12 protein-coding genes and 6 pseudogenes are annotated in these 15902 nt (G+C 35.3%); 14 read left to right on the plus strand and 4 right to left on the minus strand.

The features are described 5' to 3' along the window. Positions 1-97 precede the first annotated feature (97 nt). From QUF78_RS10010 to QUF78_RS10025, 4 genes and pseudogenes are all read left to right on the plus strand, one after another. Complete coding sequence (locus tag QUF78_RS10010) at positions 98-1279, plus strand: galactokinase (protein ID WP_289324522.1); 1182 nt, start codon at positions 98-100, stop codon at positions 1277-1279. Then, a pseudogene (gene galE / locus QUF78_RS10015) lies at positions 1276-2265 on the plus strand (UDP-glucose 4-epimerase GalE). Before QUF78_RS10010 ends, galE begins: the two are co-directional and overlap by 4 nt. 14 nt (positions 2266-2279) lie before the next feature. Further along, complete coding sequence (gene galT, locus QUF78_RS10020) at positions 2280-3779, plus strand: UDP-glucose--hexose-1-phosphate uridylyltransferase (protein WP_289324523.1); 1500 nt, start codon at positions 2280-2282, stop codon at positions 3777-3779. A 670-nt stretch (positions 3780-4449) separates the two neighbouring features. Beyond that, positions 4450-5367 carry an aldo/keto reductase gene (locus tag QUF78_RS10025; protein WP_289324524.1) on the plus strand — a complete coding sequence of 306 codons (918 nt, stop codon included), beginning with the start codon at positions 4450-4452 and terminating at the stop codon, positions 5365-5367. 196 nt (positions 5368-5563) lie between these two features. Here QUF78_RS10025 and QUF78_RS10030 read toward each other — a convergent pair. Continuing rightward, positions 5564-6269 (minus strand): annotated as a pseudogene (locus QUF78_RS10030) (IS6 family transposase). Positions 6270-6779: 510 nt separating this feature from the next. Between QUF78_RS10030 and QUF78_RS10035 the strand changes: the two are divergent. From QUF78_RS10035 to QUF78_RS10050, 4 genes and pseudogenes are all read left to right on the plus strand, one after another. Then, a complete protein-coding gene (locus tag QUF78_RS10035) occupies positions 6780-7013 on the plus strand; it encodes a hypothetical protein (RefSeq protein ID WP_289324525.1) in 234 nt (77 codons plus the stop codon). Between the two features lie 11 nt (positions 7014-7024). Beyond that, a pseudogene (locus QUF78_RS10040) lies at positions 7025-7156 on the plus strand (hypothetical protein); the annotation flags it as partial. 412 nt (positions 7157-7568) lie between these two features. Continuing rightward, entirely contained in the window at positions 7569-8909 is a 1341-nt protein-coding gene (locus tag QUF78_RS10045) for an RHS repeat domain-containing protein (protein WP_289324526.1), read from the plus strand. Beyond that, positions 8909-9454 (plus strand): hypothetical protein, encoded by a 546-nt coding sequence (locus QUF78_RS10050; protein WP_289324527.1) that lies wholly within the window; start codon positions 8909-8911, stop codon positions 9452-9454. The genes QUF78_RS10045 and QUF78_RS10050 overlap by 1 nt, the downstream gene beginning before the upstream one ends. Positions 9455-10273: 819 nt before the next feature. Here QUF78_RS10050 and QUF78_RS10055 read toward each other — a convergent pair. Continuing rightward, positions 10274-10429 carry a hypothetical protein gene (locus QUF78_RS10055; protein WP_289324528.1) on the minus strand — a complete coding sequence of 52 codons (156 nt, stop codon included), beginning with the start codon at positions 10427-10429 and terminating at the stop codon, positions 10274-10276. A gap of 503 nt (positions 10430-10932) precedes the next feature. On the opposite strand from QUF78_RS10055, the gene QUF78_RS10060 reads away from it, so the two are divergent. The 3 genes from QUF78_RS10060 (at position 10933) to QUF78_RS10070 (ending at position 12148) form a co-directional block, all read left to right on the plus strand. After that, the gene (locus QUF78_RS10060; protein ID WP_289324529.1) at positions 10933-11280 is read left to right on the plus strand and encodes a hypothetical protein; all 348 of its coding nucleotides are present in this window, start codon (positions 10933-10935) and stop codon (positions 11278-11280) included. A gap of 66 nt (positions 11281-11346) precedes the next feature. Next, positions 11347-11847, plus strand: a complete 501-nt coding sequence (locus QUF78_RS10065; RefSeq protein ID WP_289324530.1) for a hypothetical protein — start codon at positions 11347-11349, stop codon at positions 11845-11847. A gap of 157 nt (positions 11848-12004) precedes the next feature. Further along, on the plus strand, positions 12005-12148 hold the full coding sequence (locus tag QUF78_RS10070) for a hypothetical protein (protein ID WP_289324531.1): 144 nt from the start codon (positions 12005-12007) through the stop codon (positions 12146-12148). Between the two features lie 71 nt (positions 12149-12219). On the opposite strand, the gene QUF78_RS10075 is transcribed toward QUF78_RS10070, so the two are convergent. Continuing rightward, positions 12220-13437, minus strand: a complete 1218-nt coding sequence (locus tag QUF78_RS10075) for a cytochrome P450 (protein WP_289324532.1) — start codon at positions 13435-13437, stop codon at positions 12220-12222. A 389-nt stretch (positions 13438-13826) separates the two neighbouring features. Here QUF78_RS10075 and QUF78_RS27990 point away from each other — a divergent pair. Together QUF78_RS27990 and QUF78_RS10090 are read left to right on the plus strand one after the other, a co-directional pair. Beyond that, positions 13827-14113 (plus strand): annotated as a pseudogene (locus QUF78_RS27990) (hypothetical protein); the annotation flags it as partial. A 281-nt stretch (positions 14114-14394) separates the two neighbouring features. After that, a pseudogene (locus QUF78_RS10090) lies at positions 14395-14716 on the plus strand (VOC family protein); the annotation flags it as partial. 117 nt (positions 14717-14833) lie between these two features. On the opposite strand, the gene QUF78_RS10095 reads toward QUF78_RS10090, so the two are convergent. After that, positions 14834-15067 carry a hypothetical protein gene (locus QUF78_RS10095; RefSeq protein ID WP_289324534.1) on the minus strand — a complete coding sequence of 78 codons (234 nt, stop codon included), beginning with the start codon at positions 15065-15067 and terminating at the stop codon, positions 14834-14836. A 60-nt stretch (positions 15068-15127) separates the two neighbouring features. Here QUF78_RS10095 and QUF78_RS10100 point away from each other — a divergent pair. Continuing rightward, positions 15128-15504: pseudogene (locus QUF78_RS10100) on the plus strand (DDE-type integrase/transposase/recombinase); the annotation flags it as partial. Between the last annotated feature and the right edge of the window lie 398 nt (positions 15505-15902).

Raw genomic sequence — 15902 nt, forward strand, 5'->3', positions numbered from 1 at the left:
CACTCGAATGGAGAGGTGCCGATTTATATAGAAAATAAAAAAAGAGCGATCGTTTAATGATCTGAGGAGAAGCAGAGGAAGGAGTTAAAGTATTATTATGAAACAACAAGAACTAGAAGCATTATTTCAAGAGAAGTTTGAACATAACAACTATCGTTTATTTTTTGCACCTGGTCGTATTAATCTAATTGGAGAACACACTGATTATAATGGCGGGCATGTATTTCCATGTGCCATTACTTCTGGTACTTATGCTTTAGCAAGCAAACGAGACGATAAACTTATTCGCTTATATTCAGTGAATTTTCCTGAAGAAGGGCTTATTCAGCTTCACTTGGATAACTTACAATATGACCCAAAACATTCTTGGACTAATTACCCGAAAGGGATGATTCGCTTTTTAAGAGAGGGTGGCTATGAAATTGAGACCGGTTTAGATATATTGGTTTACGGCAATATCCCTAATGGTGCAGGTTTATCCTCTTCCGCTTCGATTGAATTGGTCACTGGTGTTGCAGTGCAGGAGCTCTTGAATCTGGCTATAGACAGAGTGGAGCTAGTTAAAATCGGTCAGAAAGTTGAAAACCATTTTATCGGCGTCAATAGCGGCATTATGGACCAGTTTGCTATTGGTATGGGAAAAAAAGGATTTGGAATGCTTTTAAATTGCCAGACGTTATCTTTTGAATATGCCCCTATTGATTTAAATAATTACAACATCATTATTATGAATACGAATAAGCGGCGCGAATTAGCCGACTCTAAGTACAATAAACGAAAAAGTGAATGTGAGTGTGCGCTTAAAAAACTGCAGGAACACGTAAATATTGCATCACTTGGGGAATTAACGGAAGAATTATTTAACAGTTATCAAAATGTTATTGAGGATGAAGGGATTCGAAGACGGGCAAAGCATGTCGTTTATGAAAATTGCCGGACGATTAAAGCGTTGAAAGAGTTAAAAAACGGTAACTTATATACATTCGGAGAATTAATGAATGATTCTCATCGTTCTTTACGTGATGATTATGAAGTAACGGGAAAAGAGTTAGATGCATTAGTAGAAGCTGTCTGGCAGCAAAAAGGCGTAATCGGAGCCCGAATGACAGGGGCCGGTTTTGGCGGATGTGCCATAGCGATTGTAAAATCTGATCAAGTAGATCAGTTTATTATGGATGTTGGCAGTTTGTATAAAGAAAAGGTCGGTTATGAAGCAACCTTTTATGTTGCTCATATCGGAGATGGAGCGAGAGAAATCACAGGGGAGGAATTAGTATGAGTATTTTAGTTCTTGGAGGCGCAGGATATATTGGTTCACATGCTGTTTACCAGTTAATAGAACAAAATTTCAATGTAGTCGTCATAGACAATTTGCAAACGGGCCATGAAAAAGCTATTCATCCTAAAGCTGCATTCTATAAAGGAGATATTCGTGATAAAAGCTTTTAAAGTGAGGTTTTTGAACAAGAACATATTGATGGAGTAATGCATTTTGCAGCGAACTCATTAGTTGGAGAATCTGTAAAAATCCCTCTTAAATATTATGATAATAATTTATACGGTACTCAAATATTATTAGAAGTGATGAATGAATTTGGAGTCAATCATATTGTCTTCTCTTCTACCGCTGCAACATATGGAGAGCCAACTCAAGTTCCGATTACAGAGGACATGCCAACATGCCCAACTAGCCCGTACGGAGAAACAAAATTAGCCATGGAAAAAATGATGCATTGGTGCAGTGAGGCATACGGTATGAGGTATGTATCCTTTCGTTATTTTAACGTGGCAGGAGCCAGGGAAGATGGTGCCATCGGAGAAGATCACTCACCGGAAACTCCTCTCATTCCTGTCGTATTAGAAGTACCCCTCGGTAAGAGAGAGTCGATTACTATTTTTGGAGAGGATTATGATACTCCTGACGGCACATGTATTCGTGATTATATCCACGTTGAGGATTTAATAGAGGCTCATATTCTATCCCTTCGTTATTTGCAAAATGGTGGAAAAAGCGACATTTTTAATTTAGGTAACAATCAAGGATTCTCTGTAAAAGAAATTATAAATGCCGTAAGGGAAGTGACAGGACATGCGATTCCGGAAAAGATAGGGACAAGAAGAGCTGGGGATCCAAGCAAATTGGTGGCGTCTTCATCAAAAGCTCAAGAGATTTTAGGGTGGTATCCAAAACGTACGTCAGTTTACAAGATTATAGAAGAAGCTTGGAACTGGCATAAACATAACCCAAATGGGTATGAGGATTAAGGAAGGAGAGGTTTATGAATATTTATCAATTGATTCAAGAGCTGATTAATAAAGGTCTGGAAAAGAAGCTGATCGAGCCGGAAGATGAGTTATATGTAAGAAACCGAATCCTTTCCTTGTTAAATATGGACAACTTTATCGAAGGGGAGCCCATTGTATCAGAAAGAGAGATTCCAGAAATTCCAGATATTTTAGAGTCCCTAATTGCTTATGCTTGTGAGCAAAAAATCATCGAAGACTTTTTGGATGCTAAAGAAATTTTAGCCAGCAAAATGATGGACTGCTTTATTTCAAAACCTTCTGTTATTAATCATAACTTTTATGAAAGGTATGAAGAAAAAACTGAATATGCAACTGACTATTTCTATGAGTTAAGTAAGAATAGCAATTATATTCAAACTAAGAGAATTAATAAGAATGTCAGTTATAGGGTAAACACAGAGTACGGAGAGCTGGACATTACGATTAACCTATCCAAACCGGAGAAAGATCCAAAACAAATTGCTAAAGAAAAAGCGGATGGTGGTACTAAAACAAATTACCCTAAATGTTTGCTCTGTATTGAAAATGAAGGGTTTGAGGGAAGAATAGGACATCCTGCACGATCTAACCATAGAATGATACGATTTAATCTTAGGAATGAGGAATGGTTTCTACAGTATTCGCCTTATGTATATTACAATGAACACTGCATTTTGTTATCAAAAGAACATCGTGATATGAAAATTTGCAAGGAAGCTTTTTTACGTTTACTGCTGTTTGTAGAAAAGTTTCCCCACTATTTTACTGGTTCTAATGCTGATTTGCCAATTGTAGGCGGGTCTATTTTAACCCATGATCACTATCAAGGCGGCCGCTATGAATTTGCTATGTCCAAGGCGAAAGATGAGTTTTCCTTTAATATAGACAGCCACCCTCAAGTTAAATTTTCTGTGTTAAAATGGCCAATGTCAGTTATTCGAATGAGAAGTGAGGATATCCATTCATTGGTCGAAGCTGGTGGATATATCTTAGAAAAGTGGAAAGGTTATAGCGATCGATCTGTTGATATTCATGCCTTTACTAATAACACAGAACATAATACAATTACGCCAATTGCAAGGAAGAAAAATAATCTATACGAATTAGATCTTGTTCTTCGAAATAATCGAACAAACATTGAGCATCCGCTTGGTATATTCCATCCGCATCATGATGTACATCATATCAAAAAGGAAAATATCGGTCTGATAGAAGTGATGGGATTAGCTGTGTTGCCAGCACGTTTGAAATCAGAACTTGCTGAGGTAGAAAAATTTTTAATAGACCTTTCTCATAACATCGCCCATCATCATATGACCTGGGCAGAGGAGTTAAAGGTTAAATATCGTCACAAAATCGATAAAGAGAGTGTAAATAGAATCGTTAAGGAAGAAGTAGGTAAGAAATTCTTACGTTGCTTAGAAGATGCTGGTGTGTTTAAGCGCAATGAAGACGGTGCAGTGGCATTTAAGAGATTTATAGAGACATTATAAGTTTTAACTAACCATTAGCGGGGACCTTCTTCCTCACTGATGATTAATTGATCCGATCGCGCTGTTATGGGAGCTATAAAAACGCAAGGGGGTTGAGAATTAATGAAGGGAATTTCACAGAAGTTTGGAGTAATATGCAATCAAGGGGTCCTACCAACAAAACGCGAAAAACATACGCTAAGAGAAATTCAGGATAAAAAATCCGATTTTTCCTACGCTAAGGAGTAACATCAGGAAAATACGGATTTACAATGGTAAGGAAATCCAAATATAAAAAAGCCCAATTTCTCGCTTTCAACACTGAGAAATTAGGCTTTAGTTACTTCATTAAAGCGCCCGATTGTTGAATAAGGTTATTAGTTAGTTGCAATGAATATCCAAAGTGCCCATAAAAATATCCCAACTTATATTGATATAATTACTAATTCCCTTTACGAAAATATTCTATAAAATAAAGTTAAATAATTATAAAAAGCAACTGCCTTCTGCATGGAGGACAAGGTTGAATACTGCGTAGTAATGAAAACGCTGTACCTGTGAGTCACAATCAATAAGGGATACATACGCCAAATTTTCCATTGTCGTATATATATACTTTTGCCACCAGCGTGGAAGAAAAGTTCAAACGCGTTATATGAAATTACAAAATTACAATCAAGGAGGATATATCATGCGGACTATGAAACTTGGAAAAAGTACTTTAGAGGTGCCGGTTGTTTCAGTCGGCTGTATGCGCATTAATTCTCTGGAAAAGGCCGAGGCTGAGCACTTTGTCCAATCAGCACTTGAATTAGGTGCAAATTTCTTCGACCATGCTGATATTTATGGGGGTGGAACATGCGAGGAAATATTTGCTGAAGCCATCCATATGAACGATGATATTCGTGAAAAGATTTTTTTGCAATCTAAGTGCGGTATTCGAGAAGGAATGTTCGACTTTTCAAAAGAACATATTTTAGAATCAGTTGACGGAAGCTTAAAGAGATTAAATACAGATTACCTAGATATTCTGCTGCTACACCGTCCGGATACTTTGGTTGAACCAGAAGAAGTGGCAGAGGCTTTCGATATTCTTGAAAGTTCAGGAAAAGTTCGTCACTTTGGTGTTTCCAATCAGAATCCAATGCAGATCGAATTACTTAAGAAGTCGGTGAAGCAAACAATCGTTGCTAATCAACTTCAATTAAGTATTACCAATACAAATATGATCTCTAATGGATTTAATGTGAACATGGAAAATGATTCTGCTGTGAACAGAGATGGTAGCATACTTGATTATAGTAGACTGAACGATATTACCATTCAGCCATGGTCCCCTTTCCAATACGGGTTCTTTGAGGGAGTATTCCTAGGTAACGACAAGTTTCCTGAATTGAATCAAAAGATTGATGAAGTCGCGAATAAATATGAAGTAAGCAACACAACCATCGCTATCGCGTGGTTATTGCGTCATCCAGCAAACATGCAACCGGTTATCGGTACGATGAATGAAGGCCGTTTAAAGGATTGCTGTAAGTCAGGTGATATCCTTCTTACTCGCGAAGAGTGGTATGGCATCTATCGTGCTGCAGGTAATGTACTGCCTTAATTTCTTTTTTCTATAATTTATACAAATGTAAATAAAGAATCCAAAACACGTCCTATAAAATAAAGCACCCTAAAGTCATTGTTGACAAAGGGTGCTTTATTTTTCAGTTGAACAACCGATAGAGTATTTCTTGTGGTTCTGGTGCAAATATGACTTGTTAGGAACATAGAACCTCAATATCCTTTTCATCTATGAATTATGAGGCTACTCCAAATAATTTATGTATAAATTCAATCTCACTTTGGACAGACTTTACCCCTTGTTGAAGTTGTCCTTTTTTCAGCATATGCATCACCTCCACTCCACATATGATTTGTTTGGCTGTTCGAAACGTTTTTAATCCTAGCATAGAACGGAATCGCTACTTTATAAAGCGATGATCTTGCTCCACTATGTTATTCAAGTACTTCTGTTGTCTAAGTTGCATACCATCAGGTATGCTTTTCTCTTTTTTCACCTCTTCAATTACTATAGGATAAGCCGGATTCTTATCGACCGTCATGACACGAGGCTTAGAAACATGAAAAGACCGTAAAGCTTTCTTGAAAAAGCGCTTTGCAGCCTTATTGTTTCTTGTTTTACTGAGATAAAAATAAATCGTGTTTCCTTTGGAATCCACTGCACGATACAGATACATCCATTGACCTTTTACTTTGATATACTTTTCATCTACTTTTCATGAATCATTGATTGGCTTAAGATGACGTCGTATTCGCTCATCTAATTCAGGACCATACTGTTGAACCCAACGCATAATCGTTGTGTGAGCAATTGATAAGCCTCGTTCCTCCATCATTTCCACTACATCACGAAAACTTAGGTTGTATCGAAGGTACCATCTGACTGTTAGAAAAAAGGTCCGGCTGATAATGTTTACACTTAAATACATTCTGCTTTTCCATACTAATCACGTTCTTTTTAGATTAATAGTATTAGTATGTCCAAGTTTAAGAGATTACTTGCAAGTGTATTAAATTTTTGCACCAGAACCGTTCGACCGTTTATGTGTTGATTTTTTCTTATTAAGCAATCGGACCATATTGTAGATATGTGACATCAACCAAAAGTTTTAGTAAAATGAAAGCTTTTATTTGAAAACACTTTATGAAAAATTATACTTGAATACATTAATTTTTAAATAATTTAAAGACTAACCATATTAATGTCCAATATGACATTAATATGGTTTTTAAGTGGAATACAAATGGGGAAAATATCCTTTAATTTTACTAAATAATGAATCTTCTGACCAATAATGCAGGGCCTTCCCAATGGAATACCATCATTGCAGTTCCATTCAAATCAAAATCTTAAAAATACCAAGATTGCTATATTTATAACCAAGAAAGATAGATGACCTTCTTTATAAAACCGTTTACGATATATGTATTATAGTTAGGAGGTCGTAAATTATGCAATCATCTATATCTTTAGAAAATGTACAAAACTCATTAAGAATGTATAAAAAACCACGTATCGGTTTGTACTCAACAGGGCTTGCAGCTTATTGGGAGCAGTTTCCCATATTACATGATCGCCTTGTTAATTATGGGAATTTCATCGCCGAGAAAATGGGGAAATGGGGAGAAATTCATAACTTTGGGATGGTAGATACGGCAGAAAAAGGGAAAGAAGCAGGGGCCTAGAGGACCTTACCTATATAGAAATGTCTGATAAATTAAATACTCACGCCAAGTCTATAGATAATGCGTTGCAGAGAGTGAAGAGAAAATTGGAGAGTTTATTAGAACTTAGAAATAGACACGCAATTGAAGGTCACCTTCAATAGTTAAAAGAGCCGTTTGCTATTAAGTTGCTCTTTTGGCCAAAGGGTTATAAAATCCTTTGGCTTTATGTGTTTGAAAAACCTTAATAGTATTTCGTAGTGCAATTAAAAAAACAACAAACACCGGTATGGAAGGAAGGGCACTGATGTTATCAGAAAGATTAAAACAATTATTCTCGCAACAAGCAAGTGGAATAGACTATGCCATTCTACTAGCACCAATACTGTAATTGGCTACTTAATTTCTATAGCTCACCAATATGGAGAACTTATTTTTTATGATACCCATTTTATTATATAGAAATAGAGACGAGTCTAGTAATAAAGAATACCATCGTTGTTATACCTTTATGTATTATGGCGTTTTTCTTTTAAACAATGGATATCATTGTTGAGTACCGGCCAAGTGACACAAATGAATGATGCCAACTTATTAAGTACTTTGACATATACAAGCAAAGTACAACAACCATTTAAAATTACGTATGACTATACGAAAAATGGTAATATTGCTAAAGAAACAGCAAATGGACAAGAAAGTACTTTTGCGTATGATCAAAACAATCAATTGACAATAGAAAACTTACCAGGTGGAACGGTGAATACGTATACGTATGATGCAGTAGGAAATCGTACAAAATCGAATGTAGATGGAAACGAATCTACATTCACGTATAATGATGCCAACCAAATTACGAAGAAAAATGACGCAACATACAAATATGATGCCGATGGTAATTTAGTGCAAGATGAAAACTATCAATACACATATAATGAACAACAGCGTTTAACAATAGTTCAGACAGTGGATGGGAAAGATGTCGCGTCTTACACGAATAATGAAAATGGTTTACGTATGAGCAAAACAGTCGGTGACACAACACATGAGTACTTTTATAATGATGAAGTGTTAAATATGGAAGTTGTTAAAGTGGACAATGACATCAAACAGTATCGTTCATATGAATGGAGTGGTTATACACCACTTGGTATGATTGTCAAAGCAAAAGATGATGCAGGTAAGTTTGACACCAAAGCATATCAATTTATCACGAACCAACGTGGTGATGTCTTAAGCATTCGTGACAGCGAAGATAAAGAAGTCGGTTCATATCAATACGATACGTATGGCAATATTTTAGCCGTAAAAGGCACAGTGGCGGAAGAAAACCCAGTACGTTATGCCGGTTATTACTATGATGAAGAAACGAAAAATTATTATTTACAAGCCCGTTATTACAATCCACAGAATGGATCATTCCTAGCATTAGATCCACATTCAGGTGACGATGATGAACCACTTTCGCAGAATGGGTATACTTATGCGAATAATAATCCCGTAATGTATACAGATCCAAATGGGCAAATTGCAAAATATATTGCTCAAGCATTACTTTTTTTGGCAAAACCTTTAATAAAGAAATATGGAGGAGCAGCTTTAACAAAAGCAAGAAAGTATATGATTCAAAAAGCTTCTAAATATTTAAAAAAATGGGGTTCTAAATATATCATTGAGTCTAATGGAGGAGTATTACTTAAAGTTAGAGAGAAAGGGAAAGGACGAGTTTTTTCTCTAGACTATCATACACTACCAAAGGTAGCTTATTTGAAAAAATGGGGAAAGAAAACCAGTAAGCAATATGGAAAAGGAATTTGGCATTATCATTATAAATCAGAGGTGCATTACATTATAGCTGAATTTATACCATCTAATGTCTATATAAAAACATCAGCAAAATATAAGGTGGTATGGTAATGGAAATATCATTAAATGATTTTTTAGTTGGTGACGGTTTTTCATATATTTTTAAATCTGGGAAGAGAGGTTTGATAAATTTTTATTTTTTTATTGATTCGGTTGAAGAGGATTTAACTACGAGTTATAGCCAAAGCTTAAAAGAATTTTTAAAAAAGTTAAATAAGTATCCGATTTATTTGCATGGAATTAGTGGTTCGATGGAAATTAATATAACGAAAGGTGCAAAAACATCGAAAATTTCGCCTAGAAATTATCATCATTTAGTAGAAATAAATAATATTGAAGAACTAGTCAATTATTTTCCTATAGCCTATTTGGACGCTTTTAACAATGAGAGTATTTTGTTTTCTACTGAGAAAACAATAGAAATGGATTTTACGAGTGACATTGGTTTAGCGAGATTTATTTTGGACTATACAAAAACGATATCAAAAGATAGATATTATCTTTGGGTAGGTCATGACGGAATAGGTTTTGACTTCATTTCGAATTTTTCTGATTATCCGTACAATAAAGTTCAGATTACAAGTGATGAGGATTAAACGAAAACGTATCAATTTATCATGTTTATTAAAGGTTATGACTTAATATTGGAAGATGATTATGAAAATTATAAAATATTTATAGAACTTGTTATAGAATCAATCAAAGCATGGAGAAAAGGACGTAACTCGATTCATTTCCAACACCTCCAACACCTTTTAACGTTTATTCAAAGAAACAACAATTGACAAAAAGTTCTATAGTAAAGCCCGACCATTCGTTCAAAATGGTCGGGCTTTTTAATGAGGTACAGTTGATTAAATTCGATTATTCAAGATACGTAAATCATTTAAAATAACAAGAATTGTACTACTTGTAATCATACGTGCTTATTGGAAGTTAATTCATTTAAAAGAATCCGTGTATTTATAATCAATCTTTTTATAAAAATCTCTATAACCTATAAAAATGAAATCCACATTTTGATAATTTTGTTCAAAATGTGTGGGTTGTTCTATTATAAATTCAGCTTTTGCAGCACACTTTTGATCAAACTTTACTTTAATCCTACAGTTAGAATTAGTAACCGGTTGTACATTTCGAATTGATTATAATTCGCAATACGACATTGAAGCACAGGATTTTTAATAAAATATACCCGAATAACATGAAGAACTTTATGCTAATCTTTATATTTAAATGAGATACAGCGTCTATATTTTGATTTTCCAGGTTCCAGAGATGAAATATTGGGTCACCAACTTCACTTGATAGTCGATCCCTCTTCACAGATGATTCGTAAGGATAAAAAGAATATTCACCAGAGAAGGTTCTTTCATAACAAAAAGAGAAGACTAGAAAATCTTCTCTTTTTTTATTTAATCTTTTTCACAATAATTTGTTCTTCTCTCTTCCATCTGTTTTGCGGCCATTTTAGACTTCTCCTGCTCAGGATTTGTATAGAGGGCAGCCGTTGTGGTTGAAGTATGACCAAATTGAGTCATCAACAAATGAATATCTCCTGATTGTTCCATTAAATTCGTCCCATAGGTATGCCTACAGTTTGTGTGGGGACATGGAATTATTGGACTTAAAGGCTTTGGTGTATTTCTTTACTAAAGCCTAGATGGCGCGGTTGTAAAGAGGAAAACCTTTGACTAATGGTACTTTAGTTCTATACAAAATGAGTGAAGACCACAAACCCAATAATATAAGACGCGGGAAGAATTGCTCGTGGTGATTGAAGAGCAGCGAAATAAGTTTATAAAGCCCATCCAACAAGATCTGCTCAATGAAGCAATTTCCGAGGGATTTACATAAGAGTAGGTTTTTTCGAGGTCCTCATTTTGAGGGCTCTTTTTGTTGCAATATAAATACTCAATTAATTCTAGGTATTCTGGGAGTAATGAGCGTATATTGTATTGGATGCGCTTCAAAAGGATTATTTTAAAAATAAGCCCATTTTACTAGGTTGGTTTGATATACTAGAAATGGAAAAATTGAGAGGGTCATTTTAATGAATAGGGAAGTGTAAAAAATGCTGTGGAAAATTTACTTTTGGCTAATTATAGCTATTTCGATAGCTTCGATGTTTGTAGAAGCGGTTCATGGTCCGGTGATAGAAACTACGGATACTGTAATCAGTATTATTTCCACAATTGGATTTTTTGGTTATGTATATAACAAACAATTGTTATCAAAGTCATTCTGGAAATTCATATTTATAATTACTGTAATTGAAGTGCTTGCATATACAATGTTGGATGTGCTTAATAATCCAGAACTTGGAGTAGGAGGAATGATTTTTGTTACAGCTTTCACGCTTATCATAATGTATCCTTTCTTTCTAGGTTTATATAGATATGGATTCCGTAAGCAAAATTAGCTTAGTGACTTCATAATAGCAGGTGCATTTGTTTGAATAAGGCATTAAAAAAGGAGACCATAAAATATGTTAACAGTCGATAATTATATTGATTCTATAAAAGCTAACCTTGAGAAACATTCAGATTTGTTAGTAGGTAACCTTAAAAATATCATTACATACAACTATTTTTCTGATATAGATTTGTTGGATTTTACCGCATTTATTGAGCCTGCAAATTTTGAAATTTCAATAAGGATGTTCTCTATGGATAGAGAAGCTAACGAAGTTTTCTATGAAGGTAATGACACAACAGTTTATGCAGGTAGTGTTGATGTAATTCCTGATGTAACATACTATCAGTTAATCGACAATTCATTGGATAATTTTCTTGATAATTTTTACGAAGAAAACTATCCAGCAATATACGAGTTAGAACAAAAAGCATTTACAGATTGGTTTAGTCAATGTTGGAAAAAATCAGGTGGAGATATATTGAATTTACCATCATTCTTTGTTTTCAACGATGATACTAAATCATACGAGTTAAAGAATAATCAATGGATTGATGATGAAAAATGGTCATAAGAAACGATGAAGAATGCCTATATAAAGGCATTCTTTTTTATTATCGAAATATCAACATTAACGATTAATATAGCTTATATTTAAACATCTTAAATTTGCAACCAAAGCTTTCGCAGATTTATACTGAAACAGCTAATCTCAGGCCACTAAGGATCAGTTGGCCATCAAAACAGCTGAATATAACGCAAAGGTTAAAGAGCTTGCTGCAGCTAACAATACAATTAAAAACTTGAATGCTACACTTAAATATGCGGAAGAAAAGGCTGGACAAGCTGATAAGTTCGTCATTGAGATTATATAAAAAAATTCATTTTTTGTTATTGATAGGTTTTTGTATTACCTAATCTATATATTCTTAGGCAGCAAGGCTCATTATCTTGTGATTTTTAAAGGAAGTCTTTTCACTCCAAAAACGAACGGACTTGGAATCGCCTCCAGCTCAGTCCCTTTTACACCTTCTAATTTTGCAAATGTACTTAATAGTGTCACGAGAGCTACTTCTGCTTCTAGACGTGCAAGCGGGGCACCTAAACAAAAATGAATACCAAACCCGAAACTCAAATGAGGATTTAATTTTCTTTCTAACGTAAACCGATTAGGTTCTGCAAACTTTTGTTCATCCCGGTTTGCCGAAGCGACCCAGCAAATTACTTGTTCCCCCTTTTGGATTGTTGTGCCCCCAACTTTGACATGTTCCTTTGTAACACGGCCAATTGCCTGTATTGGAGGATAAAAGCGTAGTGTTTCTTCTACCAATTTTGGTATTAAAGGCAAATTTGTCCTAGCTTGTTCTTGAATGTTTTTATCTTCTGTCATATAGCGTACGGCATTTGTAATTAAATTAGTTGTTGTTTCATTGCCCGCAACTAATAATAAAACACAGAAAGATAGTACCTCGTCTTCTGTTAATTTTTCCCCATCAATTTTTGCCGCTAATAATAGCGAAATTAAATCTTCTTCAGGATTAATTTTTCTCTCTAAAATTATTTTTTTGAAATATTCTTTAAGAAACCCACTTCCTTCCTTACGTTTTTGTGCCATTCTTTGGAAGGCTTCATTTGAACCATCTTTGGCCCCTGCCACGAGAACATCAGAATAGGTTTTAAAAAGATCCCGATCCTTAGCAGGGACCCCTAATAATTCGGCAATTATAATGACAGGCAACGGACCAGCAAGATTATGAACGAGATCCATAGTCCCCTTCTCATTAACTTGATCGAGAAGGTAAAGTGTCACCTCTTCGATTTTATTTTTTAAATCCTTCACTGCTTTAGGAGTGAATGCCTTGTTCACTAAGTTTCTCATTTTCGTGTGTCTAGGAGGGTCCATTGTCAAAATGCTTCCTTGAAGAGTTCCAGCCCCTCGTTCCGATGAAAACAGTTTTGGATTTTTTAGAATATAATGAACGTCTTCATATCGAAACACATCCCAGCAGCTTCGAGCCTCGTCGTACCTTACGGGAGTTTTTTGTCGTAAACTATTAAAGATTGGAAAAGGAAATAATTGATCTGCGTTCGAATCAATTTCGCTCATGGGAATGAGATTAGCATACTGCTCCACTGCGCTTGTTGATTTACGTTCTTGTGTCATGGTTTCATTTCTCCTTTTATTGTGCCTAATATTCATACTGAAAATAGTCATGAACCGGTTCATTAACTAAGATAACAAACTCGTAATTTGGTTTCAATTGACATAAATTGAGATATTTTTCAATAAGAAGAAAGTAATAACTCGGAAAATTTGATTCACCACCTATTGAAAAACTCTTTTGAGTTTCATAGCTTCTCGTTTAAGGTTATGCAGGTACCCCAAGTCATGCCAGCAGTGTAATACTTAGCTTTTTATATTTATATTTCAAAAAACTCTCAAGCTATCCACAAAATTCCTACATATAAATCTATATTGATAATAAAGAAACAGTTGGGATGAAAATTGGATACGTATGATATCAGAAAAGTGATTCATTATTATACAAGTATGGTGTTTTGAAGGCACCGATAGCAGGATGGGTCGATCCTTTATCTGCTTTATATCCGGTAGATTTTAATAGGGACGGGATATATGAGCTCGAAACATATCAAAGGATAGCCGGAAGGTACAATGCCGATTAACTCGGAGTTGTACAGACCGTATTGAAATGGAACGGCAGTTAGGTCCTGACCGTCAAAATGTGGCTATCTTTGGACGGGATATAGCATTTAGAAAAGGAATGTTCATGAAGAAGGTAACAGGCGAAACCTTCGCCCAAAAGATACCGAAAGCATGAAATGTATTAAGGGGAATTATATTAATAAAAAGTAATCTAAAATATAGCGGAAAAATGGATAGGGGGCTTAGTGGATTAGGTCTTCCAATATTAATTTATCACATATTTCACGCAGAAATTGTAACGGGAGATCATCTAACAAACCATTATACCTATATTCAGCCTTATCCACTATTATTTTTAGTCTGCCGCTGAAGTTTTTACCAGAAGCAATAGGTGGGTTTCTGCAAAGGGTGTGTCAATCTAGGGATGCTGGCTACATTTAAAGGAAATTTCATAACTATCGGACAGAAAGGAAATCGTATAAATTGGATCTAATGGTCGGAGGGGAATATCAGTTGGAATTGTTTTCATTTCCTGATAGCCCTCATCGTCCAAGTTATCCTGAAGCAAGAGGGCTTAGACATCTTGCTTTTGAAGTGGAAGATATTAATCAAGCGATTGAAGATTTAGAAAAAGAAAACATTCCAGTCGAACCTAGTCGAACCTATCCGTGTTGATGAGTTAACAGGAAAAAGGTTTACCTTTTTTTGTGATCCGGATGATTTGCCTCTTGAAATATATGAAAAATTGCAATCACCAGTAGGGTTATGTTTATTTTGATATAAGAAAAGCCTTTCATCAAGGCGACCTAAAACCAAAAAGTATTTAAAATGAAAATGGAAATCATTTTGTGATTTCCATTTTCGCTTCTTTATTTTTTAGGACATAAAATCCGAATTAACTTAGTGTATTCATTTTTCCTTTACTTGGAATAAAGATTGGGGTTTCTACGACAAATGCTTTCCCTGTACGGGTAGTTCCAGTCAGAAAACTTTCTTGATTAAGTGTAACCATTCGATGCAGCCTGTTACTGTTAAAAATAAGAGAACCCCTTTGATTAAATTTCACGCCATCTATCCACAGCCTAAAATCATCCGATATAAACTCTCGGAATTTATCATTTTCTTCCATGTATGTTCCGATTCCTTTACCATCAATTATACTACCTGTATCGTGAAGTGGGTTCTGAAGGTTGATTTTTATCTAAGTGAATCCAGAGATAATCAAGCAGCCAAACGCTTTCTCAAGAAAGCCTTGGTTTTTTCGTATGTTTCAAGACCCTTATCATAACAGTGGATAAAAACCCAGCGTATCCTGTAGCCATTCAGGAGTTAAAAGAAGAAGAGTAGCCCGAAGGCATACAAATAACGCAAGTTAGTTATCTCAACATTATCGTGTAGCAGGATCAACGATTTATTAAAAAGCGTATTGTACAGAATGCTTGGCTTAAAGTCCTTTCGAACTGCTAAACGGATTATTGCGGGGATTGAAGCTATGCACATGATCTAAAAAGGACCAAACGTTCCAAGGAGGAGTCTGTCCAAAATCAGGTGAATTGTATCCACTAACTCTTGGATTAACCATAAAGTAGCATTCCGTTAGAAATCCTATTAGTTTTTTCAAATTCACAATATTTTACACTTTTAACGTTATTATTGCAGTATTGCTCCACAAAACTGTTACAGTGTAAAAGCCTCAAGACAATATTTCAAGTAAGCTTAAATGTGGACAAGGTAATTGTAAACGAGTTTGTAGACAAAAGGGGTTCCATCTGCAAAGTTGATTGGAACGGAAGGTGCGTGACTCCTGCGGGAAAAGCGCGTCCATGGGAGACCCACAGGCGCCAAGAGCGCCGAGGAGGCTCCCGGACCGCCCGCGGAAAGCAAGTGCCTGGAGTCGAAATCAACGTTCATATTTTACACTCCCTCAAAAAAATGTAGGCAATCTTAATATCGAGTTTGTCTAC

This window comes from Peribacillus sp. ACCC06369 (assembly GCF_030348945.1).
GTDB lineage: Bacteria > Bacillota > Bacilli > Bacillales > DSM-1321 > Peribacillus.